Genomic DNA, 14,728 nt, shown 5'->3' with positions numbered 1-14,728 from the left:
ATGGTCAGCACGCCCACCCGCGGCACGATACCGCGGGCGTCCAAGCGTCCGTCGCCACCTCCAGGTCACGACGGCGGCGGTCTCCGTAGCCGCCTCCGTCGCCTTTGGGACTACATCGAAGGCAAAGACAAGGCCCCCAACAGCTCCACCTACTACCTGATTCTGGGTTGTGCCGTGGCGCTTACGGCCATTGGCGTCATGATGGTGCTCTCGGCGTCGAGCGTTGAAGCGATCTCGGTTGGCAAGTCGCCGTACGGTGATGCGCTCAAGCAGGCCATGTTCGGCGTGTTCGGGCTGATTGCCATGTACGTGATCTCCAGGACCAATGTCATCTGGATGAAGAAGTTGTCGTGGTGGGCGATGGGCGTCGTCATCATGCTGCTGGCACTAGTCCCGGTGTTGGGCCGCAGCGCATTGGGCAACCAAAACTGGCTGGATATCGGTGGCATCAGCATCCAGCCATCCGAGATTTCCAAGTTGGTGCTATGCGTCTGGATTGCCGCCGTGCTGGCGCGCAAAGAGAAGTACCTCAACCGCTGGATGCACGTGATGATTCCCGTCTTCCCCGGGGCAGGGGCCGTTCTTGGGCTGATCTTGGTGGGAAACGACTTGGGTACCGCCATCGTCGTGATGTCCATCGTGGCGGCAGGGCTTTACTTTGCAGGGGTCCCTGGCAGGATGCTGGCGATCGTGGCTGCCATAGGGGCCATTGGGGCTACGGCGATGACGCTCATCAGCCCCAACCGCATGTGCCGCGTCACCGCTTGGCTGGGCATGGCCAACCCGTCCTGCACGGCTGATTCGGACTTCACCTACCAGTCGACGAATGGAATGTACGGGCTGGCGCAGGGAAGCTGGACAGGCTTGGGACTGGGCCAGAGCCGGCAAAAGTACAACTGGCTTCCCGAGGCGCACAACGACTTCATTTTTGCCATCATCGGCGAGGAACTGGGCCTCGTGGGCACAGTGGTGGTGTTGGTCCTGTTCGCCATCCTCGGCATCGCGATATTCCGTGTTGTGGTGCGGCAAACGGACCCGTTCCAGCGCACCCTCGCCGGTGGGATCATGGTGTGGCTACTGGGCCAAGCCAACATGAACATGGCAGTGGTCACGCAGTTGTTGCCGGTGATCGGTGTACCGCTGCCCTTTATTTCGGCAGGTGGTTCAGCGCTTGTGATGTCGCTGTGCGGTGTGGGCGTAGTCTTGTCTTTGGCCCGCAGCCAACTGCCACCGCAGGAGCGTCCCAGGTTCCTCCCGCGCCGTTCTCCCAAGACCACACGAAAGCGTACATAGCCCTTCATGACGTCTGCCTCTTCCCATGTCACCAAGCCCCTTTCAGTCGTCCTTGCCGGCGGCGGAACGGCCGGGCACGTCAGTCCGCTGCTGGCGATCGCCGATGCCATCAAGGAGCAACGGCCGGATGCCGCCATCTTGACCGTTGGAACGTCCTCGGGCATGGAGACCCGGCTGGTCCCTGCTGCCGGCTATGAGCTTGCCACCATTGACCGTGTTCCTTTTCCGCGACGGCCATCCGCCGATCTCCTCAGGCTTCCAGGGAGGCTGAGCGGCGCCGTCGCGCAAGCACGCAAGATCTTGCGGGAGGCAGACGCCGACGTCTTGGTTGGAGTCGGCGGCTATGTGTGTACGCCCATGTACCTGGCCGCACGCCGGCTGCGGATCCCCATTGTTATCCACGAAGCAAACGCCCGGCCGGGCTTGGCCAACCGGGTGGGAGCGCGTTTCACCAACCGCGTGGCAGTGGCGTTCCCGGGCACGCGGCTGCGGGGTGCCAGGCACGTAGGGATGCCGATGCGCCGGGCGGTCTCAGCCCTTGACCGCTCAGTTGCCGGTCCAGCTGCCAGGGCTGCCCTGGGGTTGGATGCGGACAAGCCGACCCTGATCGTCACCGGTGGGTCCTCGGGCGCGTTGAGCATCAACCGCTCCATCACTGCTGCCCTCCCGGCCTTGGCCGTAGCGGGCATTCAAACCTTGCACATCACTGGCCGCGGTAAAGCTGTCCAAGATGGCGACGGCGGTGCACTCACGGCCCAGGGCTATCACCAGGTCGAGTACGTGGATGGTATGGAGAACGTGTACGCGGCTGCCGACGTTCTCCTGGCCCGCGCCGGGGCCGGTACCGTCAGCGAAGTCGCTGCAGTGGGTGTTCCGGCAGTGTTCGTGCCGCTGCCCATCGGCAATGGCGAGCAGGCACTGAACGCCGCCGCCCTCGTTGGAGCTGGAGGAGCACTTCTGGTGGATGACAAGGACCTGACCCCGCAATGGATCGAAACACAGCTGATTCCGTTATTGACGGATAGGGAAAGGCTTGCCGACATGGGCCGCCGTTCCGAAGCCCTTGGAGTGAGAAACGCCGATCAGCGAATGGCTGATCTTGTCTTGGAAGCGGTGTCCGCATGAACCAGAGCAGTGATTCCCTTCAAACCCTAGGCAGGGTCCATTTCATCGGTATCGGTGGTGTTGGGATGTCTGCAGTTGCCCGGATCATGGTCTCGCGCGGCGTGCCCGTGAGCGGCAGCGACGCCAAAGACCTGCCGGTGATGGGTGACCTTTCATCGGCCGGTGCGCGCATCGCCGTCGGATATGACGCCGCCAACCTCGGCGATGCGGAAACCGTCGTCGCCGGGTCTGCGATCCGTCCCGACAATCCGGAACTGTCCGCGGCGCGCGCCAAGGGTCTGCCGGTGTTGCATCGTTCCGAGGCGCTGGCGGCGGCCATGGCGGACCACCGCGTGGTCCTCGTCGCCGGCACGCACGGCAAGTCGACCACTACATCCATGGTGGCGGTCCTGTTGAAGGAATCGGGGGGAGATCCCACCTTCGCGATCGGCGCGAACGTCCCCGCACTAGGGGTCAATGCAGCGCACGGGTCTTCTGACATTTTCGTGGCCGAAGCCGACGAATCCGATGGCTCCTTCCTGAACTACAAGCCGCTGGTTGCTGTCGTCACCAACGTGGAAGCCGACCACCTGGATCACTATGGGACCCCGGAGGCTGTGTTCGCCTCCTTCGACAACTTCGCAGCGCTACTTCCGTCTGAGGGCGTCCTGTTCGCGTGCGCCGACGATGCGGGGGCGCGGGCATTGGCGGAGCGGACAGCGGCGAAGGGCACCACACGCGTGGTCACCTACGGAACAGCGGACGACGCCGACATCCGCCTCTACGACGACGGCCCGGGCAAGGTGTCCGTGGCCATAGGGGAGGACCGGCACGCCCTGGATTTGCAGGTACCGGGGCGCCACAATGCCCTCAATGCGACGGCGGCGTTCGCAGTTGCCGTGGAACTCGGTGTGCTCCCTGAGGTCGCAGCAGAGGCCCTTGCCCACTTCACAGGTGCATCGCGGCGCTTTGAGCTCAAGGGCCAGGCCAGGGGAGTGCGCGTCTATGACGATTATGCACACCACCCCACGGAGGTCCGCGCGGCCTTGTCTGCCGCCCGTTCGGTGGCCGCGGGCAAGAAAGTCCATGTCCTTTTCCAGCCCCACCTGTTCTCCAGGACACGTGAGTTCGCTCCCGAGTTTGCGGCAGCGTTGGACACCGCAGATACGGCACTGGTACTGGATATCTACCCCGCCCGCGAGGACCCCATTCCAGGGGTCACCAGCGCGCTGATCGCCGATCGGCTGGCCAAGGGTCGATTGGTCAGCGGTAACGAAGCCGTTGACGCCATCGCGACGGTGGCGGAGGACGGCGACGTCGTGCTGACGGTCGGCGCCGGTGACGTGACCGCATACGGTCCCGTTATCGTGGAGGCCCTGGGTGGCTAGCACACGCAAGCCGGGGCCGATTCGCAGTGGTGCCGACGTCATCAGTGCCCAACGCTCCGTGGAAGTTCCACGCCCTGCCGAACCGGGTGGCAAACAGGCTAAGGCGGAAGTGCCTGCCAACGTCATCGTCTTTCCGGAGCCAAAGGGCAAGCGAAAGCGGCGGCTCATCGGATGGACAGTGGCGATCATCGTTGTGCTGGTGGCGGCTATTGTGGGCGGAGCCGTGTACTCGCCTGTCCTTGCGGTCCGTTCCATCGCCGTGGACGGCACCAAGATCGTGACGCCGGACGCTGTTCAAAAAGCGTTGTCGGGACTTCAGGGAAAGCCATTGCCGCAAGTCAGCGAACAGCAAGTGAACGATCTCTTGAAGCCGTTGATTCAGGTCCGTTCGGCCACGGTGGAAGCACGGCCGCCGTCGGAATTGCTGGTCCACATCGATGAACGCGTACCCGTGGCGCTCTTGAAGCAAGGGGACGCGTACGTGATGGTGGATGTCGACGGCGTGCAACTCGGGGTAACCAAGGACCCAACGGGAGCCGCGCTGCCTCTGATCGACCCGGGCGCGGGAACGGTGAACACGGATCTGTTCAAGGCTATTGCGGCCGTTCTGGACACCTTGCCCGCAGACGTTTTGGCTAAAATGGCTACGGCCTCCGCAGCCTCGCCGGATGCGGTGGAACTAAAACTCGTTGACGGAAAGACTGTAGTGTGGGGCAATGCCGAGGACAGGGAATTGAAGGCCAAAGCACTCCAGGCATTACTGAACATGCCGCCCAACCCGAAGGACCCGATCAACGTCTACGACGTCAGCGTCCCGAGGCACCCTTTCACAAAATAACTACTTCCACCCGTAACCCTCCAGCGACGGGACACGACTTTCCGACTCGGAACAGGACATTCGGACGACACGCGCAAGCGGTCATTGCATGTGCGAACCAGAGGAAATACCGTCGCAGTAGAGTTACTTGACATAAGTATAACCTTCAACTAGAGGGTTAAGGTCCAAGGATTCACGTTGGACTCGATCAGTTTCGCTATAGGACACAAGCAAGGGGCACGAAACGTGGCAGCACCGCAGAATTACTTGGCCGTCATCAAGGTCGTCGGCATCGGCGGCGGTGGCGTGAACGCAGTCAACCGCATGATCGAGGTGGGTCTCCGTGGTGTCGAGTTCATCGCCATCAACACGGACGCGCAAGCCTTGCTGATGAGCGACGCTGACGTCAAGCTCGACGTCGGACGTGAACTCACCCGTGGCCTTGGCGCCGGCGCCAACCCCGAAGTTGGCAAGCAGGCCGCCGAAGATCACGCCGACGAGATCGAGGAAGTCCTGCGTGGTGCTGACATGGTCTTCGTCACGGCCGGCGAAGGCGGCGGTACAGGCACCGGCGGCGCTCCGGTCGTTGCCCGCATTGCCCGTTCCCTCGGTGCGCTGACCATCGGCGTCGTCACCCGCCCCTTCACCTTCGAAGGCCGGCGTCGCGCAGGCTCAGCTGAAGCCGGGATCGACGCGCTTCGTGACGAGGTGGACACGCTGATCGTCATCCCGAACGATCGCCTTCTGTCCATCAGCGACCGCAATGTCTCGGTTCTGGACGCTTTCCGCTCGGCGGACCAGGTCCTTCTTTCCGGTGTCCAGGGCATCACCGACCTCATCACCACGCCGGGCCTGATCAACCTGGACTTTGCGGACGTGAAGTCCGTCATGCAAGGGGCAGGGTCTGCCTTGATGGGTATCGGTTCGGCCCGCGGTGAGGACCGCGCTGTCAAGGCAGCTGAACTCGCTATCGCTTCGCCGCTGCTTGAAGCCTCCATCGATGGTGCACACGGTGTGCTGCTCTCCATCCAGGGTGGTTCCGATCTCGGTTTGTTCGAAATCAACGAGGCAGCCCGCTTGGTGCAGGAAGTTGCGCACCCGGAGGCCAACATCATCTTCGGTGCAGTTATCGATGACGCCTTGGGCGATGAAGCCCGCGTCACCGTTATTGCCGCAGGCTTCGACGACGTCAAGGCTACGTCGCCGTCCATGGACCAGTCGCGCCCGGCGCAGCACCCGGCCACCCCGGACCGCCCGGCTCCCGGTGCGGCTCCCTCCAGTGCTGCCGCACCGCAGCATGCGACGGCAGGTATCGGCGCTGCCGGCCTGAGCAACTGGGGCCAGCAGCGCCCGTCCGCGTTGCCAGCGGACTCAGGGTTCGACGTCGACCTTCCGGCAGTAGTGGAGCCCGACCTTTCGGGCAGCCGTTCGGACGACCTCGACGTTCCTGACTTCCTCAAGTAAGTCGCGTTCGGAGACTTTGCTCGGTGTTTTGGTGGCGCAATGAAGTGAGACCCGGCGTTTCTGTAGCCTTCACGGATACGGGCGCCGGGAATCTGGCCCTTCACGTAGGGGACGACCCCGCACAGGTGGCGGCACGCCGGACCCGTTTGAACAGGGCGGCCGGCCTTGGCACGGGCCAGTCCCAATACACAGGGCAGTCCCAATACACAGGGCAGTCCCGATACACAGGGAACTTCCAATACACGGGGCAGTTCCAATATATGAATCAAGTCCACGGCAATACCGTGGCTTCAATCGACGCCTTGGGGCCCGGCCCCACTGCCGATGCCATGGTGTCCGGGGGTCTTCCAGTACCAGGGTTCTCCGGCCGTGCCCAGCCGCTTGCTGTCATGGTGGCCGACTGCGTCCCCGTGGTGCTCGTCGGTGACGGCGCCGATGGGAGCGTCGTCCTTGCTGTGGCGCATGCCGGACGCCCCGGCGTGGCCTCCGGCGTCGTTCCGTCGACCGTTGCCGAAATGCGCAATCGCGGAGCTATCCGCATCAGTGCTTGGCTGGGGCCGTCCATATGCGGCTCCTGCTACGAGGTCCCGGAGCAGCTTCGGGCGGAAGTCGCCGCGCAGGTACCGGCTACGTGGTCAACCACTTCGTGGGGTACGGCCGCCTTGGACCTTCCGGCAGGGGTACGCGAACAATTGGCCGCCGCTGATGTTGCCGTGGAGTACTCGGGGGAGTGCACGTTGGAAAATGACGCGCTCTTCTCCTACCGACGGGACACACAGACTGGTCGGTTCGCTGGTTTGGTGTGGATGCATGACTGAGGACGCGCGGACACGGACGCTTGCGGAACGCCTGGACACCGTTAAGCACCGGATTTCGGCTGCCTCCGTTGCTGCAGGGCGGGACGACCAACCCAAGCTGATTGTGGTGACCAAGTTCCACCCTGCCGATGACGTCCGGCGACTGGTTACCCTAGGTGTCACCGACGTTGGTGAGAACCGTGACCAGGAAGCGGCAGCCAAATCGGCCGAGTTGGCAGGTGTTGACGTCCGCTGGCACTTCATCGGGCAGCTTCAGAGCAACAAAGCAAAGTCGGTCGTCAAGTATGCAGCCTCCGTTCAGTCGATCGACAGGCCGCAACTCGTGGCGGCCTTGGAAAAGGCCATCGAACGGGAGCAAGACGCCACGGGACGCAGCGACCTGCAGTGCTTCATCCAAGTCAGCCTTGACTCGGGCGCTGGAGGACACCGCGGCGGTGCCGACCCGTCCGACGTCGAAGATATCGCCGACAGGATCCAGGCCGCCGAAGGCCTTGGCCTTGCAGGAATCATGGCTGTGGCTCCGCTGGGTGCCGATCCGGAACGTTCGTTCGAAAAACTCGCCGGAATTTCCGAAGCCCTCCGCGCCGTGCACCCCGCAGCCACAGGTATATCTGCCGGCATGAGCCAGGACTTGGAAGCTGCGGTGAAGTTCGGGGCGACACACCTGAGAATTGGCTCCGATATTCTCGGATCACGTCCGGCCGTGGGGTAGCGTCGAATTATTGGAACGATGGGCCGGGGTTCTGATACTTGCATGTCATGGCGGCCCGCTACTGCAAAAACGATAAGGAGTGCACCATGGCTGGCGCTCTGCGCAAGACAATGATCTATCTTGGGCTCGCCGACGGCGATGAACACTACCAATCTGAGCAGCCCGTGGCACAGCATGATGAAGAACGTCCCCAAGAGCAGGAGCGGGAAGAGCGCCGGGCGCCCGCTCCCGTCCGGGAAGTAGTCCGTGAATTGCCCGTTGTTGACGCCGAAGAGGAATACCGCGCACCCGTGACACCCATCAAGCGTGCGGCCTCCAGCCGCGAGGATGCCTCTGGCCTGAGGCAGATCACCACCGTTCACCCCCGTTCCTACAACGATGCCAAGCTCATCGGTGAAAGCTTCAGGGATGGCATTCCGGTCATCATGAACGTCACCGACATGGGCGAAGCCGATGCCAAGCGATTGGTTGACTTCTCTGCCGGCTTGGTCTTCGGACTCCACGGAAGCATCGAGAGGGTCACCAACAAAGTCTTCCTGTTGTCGCCGTCGTACGTTGAAGTCATCGGAGATGACAAGAAGGCCAGCGAAACGCAGGCCAGTTTCTTCAACCAAAGCTGACACTACCGGTTTGGGCAGATGCCAGGCGGGGAAACCTGCCTGGCATCTGTGTTGAAATGGTAGCGATGGCATTCGGAAGTATTCGGGAGATTTGAGCTAACCTGTGGGCATTGTTTTCGGCCTTATCTACATCGTGTTGTTGCTGTTTTTCATTGCCCTGATCATCCGCCTCATTTTTGACTGGGTGCAGATGTTTGCCCGGCAATGGCGGCCACGGGGTGCGGCCTTGGTAACTGCCCACGTGGTCTACTCCGTGACGGACCCACCGCTTGGAAGGCTCCGCAAGCTGATTCCACCCTTGCAAATGGGTGGCGTGTCCTTGGACCTGGGCTTCCTGATCCTCATCATTGCAGTGAGCATCGCCATGGCAGTGACCAGCAGCTTGGCCTAGCCCGCCGGGTCACCGAGGGCTCCAACAGGGGCCTGACGTGCGCAAATTCTCCAAATCAACACGATGGTGTTGAATTAGAGTAACCAGATGATATTTAGGTACCGTAGTTTTGAACGGCCGGAAGGCCTACTGACTAACTAGACCAATGAGGTGACCAGATGGCTTTGACGCCAGAAGACGTTGTCAACAAGCGCTTTCAGCCGACCAAGTTCCGCGAAGGCTACGACCAAGACGAGGTCGATGACTTCCTTGACGAGATCGTTGTTGAACTTCGCCGCTTGAACCAGGAGAACGACGAACTTCGCAAGAAGCTTGGCGAGGCCGGTGCTGCCGTTCCTGCAGCCGCCGCTGCTGCCCCGGTCGTGGAGAAGGTTCCTGCCCCGGCTAAGGCTGATAAAGAAGCCGAAGCTAAGGCCGAGGCTGAGGCCAAGGCCGCGGAAGCTGCCAAGAAGAAGGCAGCCGACGACGCCGCCGCCGCTGCAGCAGCGAAGGCCCCGGCGCCCAGCAACAACCTCACTCCTTCCGCTGAATCCGCTGCAGGCCTGCTGGCCATGGCCCAGCAGATGCACGACAAGCACGTCGCCGACGGTGCACAGCAGAAGGAAAAAATCATTGCTGAGGCACAGATTGAGGCCTCCAGCTTGGTCAACGACGCACAGGAAAAGTCCCGCAAGATCTTGGGTGCCCTGGAGCAGCAGCGTTCTGTCCTCGAACGCAAGGTCGAGCAGCTCCGCGGCTTCGAGCGTGACTACCGTTCACGCCTGAAGGCTTACATCGAAGGCCAGCTCCGCGATCTCGACGCCCGCGGCTCAGTTGCTGCTCCTGAGGTCGGCGAAGCAACCGCCGACGTTTAGCAAGTATTCTGAAAGCCGGTGGCTGGGGTTTCCTCGGTCACCGGCTTTTGCTGTTAACGCCCGACGGCAACGCACCAAGCCTCCCGAATGAAAGCACAATGACCGACGATCTTACCGATGACGCCCTGACGCCCATGCCTGCACGCGATCGCAAGTGGCGTCCGGCAAAGCTCTGGCTCTTCGCAGCCTGCGCTGCCTTCGCTTACGCCTTGGACCAATTCACCAAACTCTGGGTCACCAGCACCATGGAGGAAGGCGAGCGGATTGCTGTCCTCCCGCCACTGCTGCATTGGTATTACATCCGCAACTCGGGTGCAGCCTTCTCCATTGGAGAGAACGTTACGTGGATCTTCACCATCATCATGGCAGTGGTCGTCGTCGCTATCCTCTTCCAACTCCGCCGACTTGGGTCTGCGTGGTGGGCGCTGTCACTGGGCTTGCTGTTGGGGGGAGCGCTGGGGAACCTGACGGACCGTCTTTTCCGCGAACCGTCGTTCGGTATGGGGCACGTTGTGGACTTTATCCAGTTCCCCAACTTCGCGATCTTCAACATCGCGGATTCTGCTGTGGTGTCCGGGGTCGCGATCGTTTGTATCTTGACGCTTCGCGGGATAGCCATGGACGGTTCGCGCCACGGCGCACCGAGCGAGCGAACCGCTGACGCAGGCAACGCGCAAGGTCCCGCTCCGGAGGCACCCGGTGAGTAGGGACCTGAGCATTCCAGAGGAGTTGGGCGGAGTCCGGGCCGATGCAGGCATTGCGAAACTGCTGGATGTTTCCCGGTCGGCGGCGGCGTTGCTCCTCTCGGAGGGCAACGTCACCAGCGGGGGAGCAACGCTTGAGAAATCGGCCAAGCTTACAGCTGGCGCGGTTGTGCACGTCACGATTCCGGAACGCCGGGATCCATTGGAGGTGGTGGAGGAAGTCGTGGAAGGCCTGAATATCCTGCTTGATGATGAGGATTTCGTTGTCATCGACAAACCCGTGGGTGTGGCTGCCCATCCGTCGCCGGGATGGGTTGGGCCCACGGTGGTCGGTGGCTTGGCAGGTGCCGGTTTCAGGATTTCGACGTCGGGTGCACCGGAGCGTGCCGGAATCGTGCACAGGCTGGACGTCGGCACCTCCGGCGTCATGGTGGTGGCGAAGACGGAGAACGCCTACACGGTGCTGAAACGGGCCTTCAAGGAACGAACGGTGGACAAGGTGTACCACGCAGTGGTCCAAGGGCTTCCCGATCCCCTGCAGGGAACCATCGACGCGCCGATTGGACGTCACCCAGGGCATGACTGGAGGTTCGCCGTCATCGAAGACGGTCGGCCGTCAGTGACGCACTACGAGGTGTTGGAAGCTTTCGGCAAGGCCACCTTGGTGGAGGTGCATCTGGAAACCGGGCGAACCCACCAGATCAGGGTCCACTTCTCCGCGTTGCGGCACCCCTGTGCCGGTGATCTAACCTACGGGGCGGACCCCCGCCTCGCTGCGACTTTGGGCCTCACACGTCAGTGGCTGCACGCCCGCCAGCTTGGCTTTACCCACCCGCGCACCGGCGAATGGGTGGAAGTCACCAGCGAATATCCGGAAGATCTGCAGTTCGCTTTGGACCTCTTGGCAACCGGGGCGGCGTAGAGGCACGTGCCGCGCACGTTCCTATCCTGTCGGACCCTGGACGGTAGACTGTCCGGGTGACTTCCAGCAATGATTCGTTCGTCCACCTGCACACCCACACCGAATACTCCATGCTGGATGGAGCAGCCAGGTTGGGTGAGTTGTTTGATGAAACGGAACGGCTCGGCATGCCCGCCCTGGCGACCACGGACCACGGGTACCTTTTCGGCGCATTCGACTTCTGGCGTAAAGCCACGGACAAAGGCATCAAGCCGATTATCGGCGTCGAAGCCTACGTAACTCCCGGAACCGCGCGCGGTGACAAGGAGCGTGTGCGTTGGGGCGATGAAAGCCAACGCAAGGACGACGTCTCCGGTGGTGGCTCGTACACCCACATGACGCTCCTGAGCTACAACAACGTGGGCATGCGCAATTTGTTCCGGGCTTCATCGATCGCTTCCCTCGATTCCGTGTTCGGCAAATGGCCCCGGCTCGATCGTGAACTCCTCAACACCTACTCCGAAGGTTTGATTGCCACCACAGGGTGTCCTTCCGGGGAGGTCCAAACCAAGCTCCGGCTGGGACTGTACCGGGAGGCGGTCGAAGCGGCCGCCGAGTTCCGGGATATCTTCGGTGCGGAAAACTACTTCTGTGAGTTGATGGACCACGGACTGGATATTGAACGCCGCGTCACAGGCGACCTCCTGCGGTTGGCCAAAGAACTGAACCTTCCCCTCGTCGCCACCAATGACCTGCATTACACGCACGAGCACGACGCCAAGGCCCATGAGGCGCTGCTGGCGATCCAATCAGGCTCTACCTTGCTGGAGCCAACGTACGACAATGGCGGCTCACGCTTTGCGTTCTCCGGCAGCGGCTACTACTTGAAGTCTCCCCAAGAGATGCGCGAATTGTTCCGCGACCACCCTGAGGCTTGCGACAACACCCTCTTGATCGCTGAACGCTGCGAGGTATCCTTCAACACCGGTGCCAACTACATGCCCAGGTTCCCTTGCCCGCCCGGGGAAGACGAGACCTCGTGGCTGGTCAAGGAAGTGGATACGGGCCTCAAGTACCGCTATCCGCAAGGCATTCCGGACAAGGTGCGCGCCCAGGCCGATTACGAACTCGGCGTCATCACATCCATGGGCTTCCCCGGTTACTTCCTGGTGGTGGCCGACTTCATCAACTGGGCAAAGAACAACGGAATCCGCGTGGGTCCCGGCCGTGGTTCAGGTGCGGGTTCCATGGTTGCCTATGCCATGCGCATTACGGATCTCGACCCCCTGCAGCACGGCCTGATCTTCGAACGCTTCCTCAACCCGGACCGCGTTTCCATGCCTGACTTCGACGTCGACTTCGATGATCGGCGCCGCTCCGAGGTCATCGACTACGTCACCAAGAAGTACGGTGACGAGCGCGTAGCCATGATCGTCACCTACGGAACCATCAAGACCAAGCAGGCGCTGAAGGACTCATCGCGCGTATTGGGTTACCCATTCAGCATGGGTGAGCAGTTGACCAAAGCCCTCCCGCCGGCTGTGATGGCCAAGGACATCCCGCTCGCGGACATCCAAAACCCGGAGTCCAAGCGCTACAGCGAAGCCGCGGACTTCCGCCAGCTCATCGCCACAGATCCCGAGGCCGCGAAGGTCTTCGAGACGGCATTGGGCATTGAGGGACTGAAACGCCAATGGGGTGTCCACGCCGCTGGTGTGATCATGTCCTCGGACCCCATCATCGATGTCATCCCCGTGATGCGCCGTTTCCAGGACGGCCAGGTCATCACGCAGTTCGATTACCCAACGTCCGAAGGCCTCGGCCTGATCAAGATGGACTTCCTGGGACTCCGGAACCTGACGATCATTTCTGATGCACTTGAGAACATCAAGATGAACCGCGGCGTGGACCTGGACCTGGAAAACCTGGAACTGGACGACGCGGCGTCGTACGAACTTCTGGCACGCGGCGACACCCTGGGCGTGTTCCAGCTCGACGGCGGCCCCATGCGCTCCCTGTTGAAGCTCATGAAGCCCGACAACTTCGAAGACATTTCGGCAGTTCTCGCGCTGTACCGCCCCGGGCCCATGGGCGCCAACGCCCACACCGACTACGCACTGCGGAAGAACGGGATCCAGGAAGTGATCCCCATCCACCCGGAGTTGGAAGAACCCCTGAGGGAGATCCTTGGCGGCACTTTCGGCCTGATCGTGTACCAAGAGCAAGTCATGGCCGTGGCGCAAAAGCTGGCCGGCTACTCACTTGGCCAGGCAGATATCCTTCGCCGCGCCATGGGTAAGAAAAAGAAATCCGAGCTGGACAAGCAATTTGCCGGCTTCTCCCAAGGCATGCAGGACAACGGTTACTCCATGGCCGCTGTCAAGACGCTGTGGGACATCCTGCTTCCGTTCTCCGACTACGCCTTCAACAAAGCGCACTCGGCTGCCTATGGCGTGATTTCGTACTGGACGGCCTACCTGAAGGCGCACTATGCGCCGGAGTACATGGCTGCCCTGCTGACATCGGTGGGTGACGATAAGGACAAATCGGCTATCTACCTCAACGAATGTCGGCGGATGGGCATCACGGTCCTGCCTCCGGATGTGAACGAATCATCGTTGAACTTCACGCCAGTGGGCCACGATATCCGCTTCGGCATGGGCGCTATCCGCAACGTTGGCGTCAACGTGGTGGACGCCATGGTCTCGGCCCGCACCACCGAGGGCAAATACACCTCTTTCAAGGACTTCCTGCTGAAGGTGCCTGCCGTGGTGTGCAACAAGCGTACGATCGAGTCCTTGATCAAGGCTGGAGCGTTCGATTCGCTCGGGCATCACCGCCGCGCGCTGGCGATGATCCACGAGGAAGCCATCGATTCGGTCATCACCCTTAAGCGGAATGAGGCCATTGGCCAGTTCGACCTCTTTGCTGGCTTTGAAGACCAAGAACCTGAAGCGTCCTTGACCACTGAGATCCCGGACCTGCCGGAATGGGAAAAGAAGGACAAGTTGTCCTTCGAACGGGACATGCTGGGGCTCTACGTATCGGACCATCCGTTGCAGGGCCTCGAAGGCGTCCTCAACCAGCACGCGGAACAGTCCATTGCGTCGATTATCGCCGAGGATGGGCCGCACGACGGCGCGATAGTCACCATTGCGGGCATGATTACCTCCCTCAGCCGCAGGATCGCCAAGGCCAGCGGCAATGCCTATGCCCGCGCGGAGATCGAGGACCTTGGTGCGTCCATTGAGGTTATGTTCTTTGGCCAGGTATACGGTCCCATAGCTTCAGTGCTGGCCGAGGACCTGATCGTGGTTGTTAAAGGCCGCTTGCAGCGCCGGGACGATGGTGCGGTGACGCTGAACTGCATGGAACTATCGGTACCGGACCTCAGCGAAAGTGTGAACGGTCCGGTGGTCATCACTCTTCCCACCTATAAAGCCACAGAGACGGTGGTGACAGATTTGCGCGACGTTCTTCGAACGCACCGCGGAAATTCCGAGGTGCGCCTCAAGCTCACCGGTGATACCAAAGTCGAAGTCATGGGCCTGCCCGTACATTTGCGGGTAAATCCCAGCCGGTCACTCTTTGGCGACCTCAAGGTCCTCCTGGGGCCGGCCTGCCTTGACACTTAAGACGACAACTGAGGAGTACTTGCTAGC

13 protein-coding genes are annotated in these 14,728 nt (G+C 61.5%); all 13 read left to right on the top strand.

The genetic code is table 11. The annotated features are described in order from the left end of the window. The gene (gene ftsW, locus SB659_RS07870; RefSeq protein ID WP_410550044.1) at positions 1–1,293 is read left to right on the top strand and encodes a putative lipid II flippase FtsW; all 1,293 of its coding nucleotides are present in this window, start codon (positions 1–3) and stop codon (positions 1,291–1,293) included. 6 nt (positions 1,294–1,299) lie between these two features. After that, positions 1,300–2,418, top strand: a complete 1,119-nt coding sequence (murG, locus tag SB659_RS07865; RefSeq protein WP_410550043.1) for an undecaprenyldiphospho-muramoylpentapeptide beta-N-acetylglucosaminyltransferase — start codon at positions 1,300–1,302, stop codon at positions 2,416–2,418. Then, positions 2,415–3,785, top strand: a complete 1,371-nt coding sequence (gene murC, locus SB659_RS07860; protein WP_410550042.1) for a UDP-N-acetylmuramate--L-alanine ligase — start codon at positions 2,415–2,417, stop codon at positions 3,783–3,785. The genes murG and murC overlap by 4 nt, the downstream gene beginning before the upstream one ends. Then, complete coding sequence (locus tag SB659_RS07855; RefSeq protein WP_350224934.1) at positions 3,778–4,623, top strand: FtsQ-type POTRA domain-containing protein; 846 nt, start codon at positions 3,778–3,780, stop codon at positions 4,621–4,623. The genes murC and SB659_RS07855 overlap by 8 nt, the downstream gene beginning before the upstream one ends. A gap of 225 nt (positions 4,624–4,848) precedes the next feature. After that, on the top strand, positions 4,849–6,066 hold the full coding sequence (gene ftsZ, locus SB659_RS07850) for a cell division protein FtsZ (protein ID WP_284976117.1): 1,218 nt from the start codon (positions 4,849–4,851) through the stop codon (positions 6,064–6,066). Between the two features lie 23 nt (positions 6,067–6,089). Beyond that, entirely contained in the window at positions 6,090–6,884 is a 795-nt protein-coding gene (locus tag SB659_RS07845) for a polyphenol oxidase family protein (protein WP_410550041.1), read from the top strand. Next, positions 6,877–7,596, top strand: coding sequence for a YggS family pyridoxal phosphate-dependent enzyme (locus SB659_RS07840; protein WP_410550040.1), 720 nt, complete (start codon positions 6,877–6,879; stop codon positions 7,594–7,596). The genes SB659_RS07845 and SB659_RS07840 overlap by 8 nt, the downstream gene beginning before the upstream one ends. A gap of 86 nt (positions 7,597–7,682) precedes the next feature. Continuing rightward, positions 7,683–8,216: a cell division protein SepF gene (locus SB659_RS07835; RefSeq protein ID WP_284976114.1), complete on the top strand. Its 534-nt coding sequence runs from the start codon at positions 7,683–7,685 to the stop codon at positions 8,214–8,216. A 103-nt stretch (positions 8,217–8,319) separates the two neighbouring features. Further along, positions 8,320–8,607, top strand: coding sequence for a YggT family protein (locus SB659_RS07830; protein WP_284976113.1), 288 nt, complete (start codon positions 8,320–8,322; stop codon positions 8,605–8,607). A 158-nt stretch (positions 8,608–8,765) separates the two neighbouring features. After that, positions 8,766–9,461, top strand: coding sequence for a DivIVA domain-containing protein (locus tag SB659_RS07825; protein WP_410550039.1), 696 nt, complete (start codon positions 8,766–8,768; stop codon positions 9,459–9,461). Positions 9,462–9,559: 98 nt separating this feature from the next. Further along, complete coding sequence (gene lspA, locus SB659_RS07820) at positions 9,560–10,168, top strand: signal peptidase II (RefSeq protein WP_410550038.1); 609 nt, start codon at positions 9,560–9,562, stop codon at positions 10,166–10,168. Beyond that, positions 10,161–11,087, top strand: coding sequence for an RluA family pseudouridine synthase (locus SB659_RS07815; RefSeq protein WP_410550037.1), 927 nt, complete (start codon positions 10,161–10,163; stop codon positions 11,085–11,087). Before lspA ends, SB659_RS07815 begins: the two co-directional genes overlap by 8 nt. Before the next feature lie 56 nt (positions 11,088–11,143). After that, entirely contained in the window at positions 11,144–14,701 is a 3,558-nt protein-coding gene (gene dnaE, locus SB659_RS07810; protein WP_410550036.1) for a DNA polymerase III subunit alpha, read from the top strand. Positions 14,702–14,728: the final 27 nt, after the last annotated feature.

The organism is Arthrobacter sp. SIMBA_036 (genome assembly GCF_046535135.1).
Lineage (GTDB): Bacteria > Actinomycetota > Actinomycetes > Actinomycetales > Micrococcaceae > Arthrobacter.
Note: the sequence above shows the minus strand (reverse complement) of the source record. Positions and strands in the feature narration are given on the sequence as shown.

Bases quoted from the DNA above. Each gene is read 5' to 3' on its own strand.
- ftsW (WP_410550044.1), top strand. From the start codon at position 1: ATGGTCAGCACGCCCACCCGCGGCACGATACCGCGGGCGTCCAAGCGT.
- murG (WP_410550043.1), top strand. From the start codon at position 1,300: ATGACGTCTGCCTCTTCCCATGTCACCAAGCCCCTTTCAGTCGTCCTT.
- murC (WP_410550042.1), top strand. From the start codon at position 2,415: ATGAACCAGAGCAGTGATTCCCTTCAAACCCTAGGCAGGGTCCATTTC.
- SB659_RS07840 (WP_410550040.1), top strand. From the start codon at position 6,877: ATGACTGAGGACGCGCGGACACGGACGCTTGCGGAACGCCTGGACACC.
- SB659_RS07835 (WP_284976114.1), top strand. From the start codon at position 7,683: ATGGCTGGCGCTCTGCGCAAGACAATGATCTATCTTGGGCTCGCCGAC.
- SB659_RS07825 (WP_410550039.1), top strand. From the start codon at position 8,766: ATGGCTTTGACGCCAGAAGACGTTGTCAACAAGCGCTTTCAGCCGACC.
- lspA (WP_410550038.1), top strand. From the start codon at position 9,560: ATGACCGACGATCTTACCGATGACGCCCTGACGCCCATGCCTGCACGC.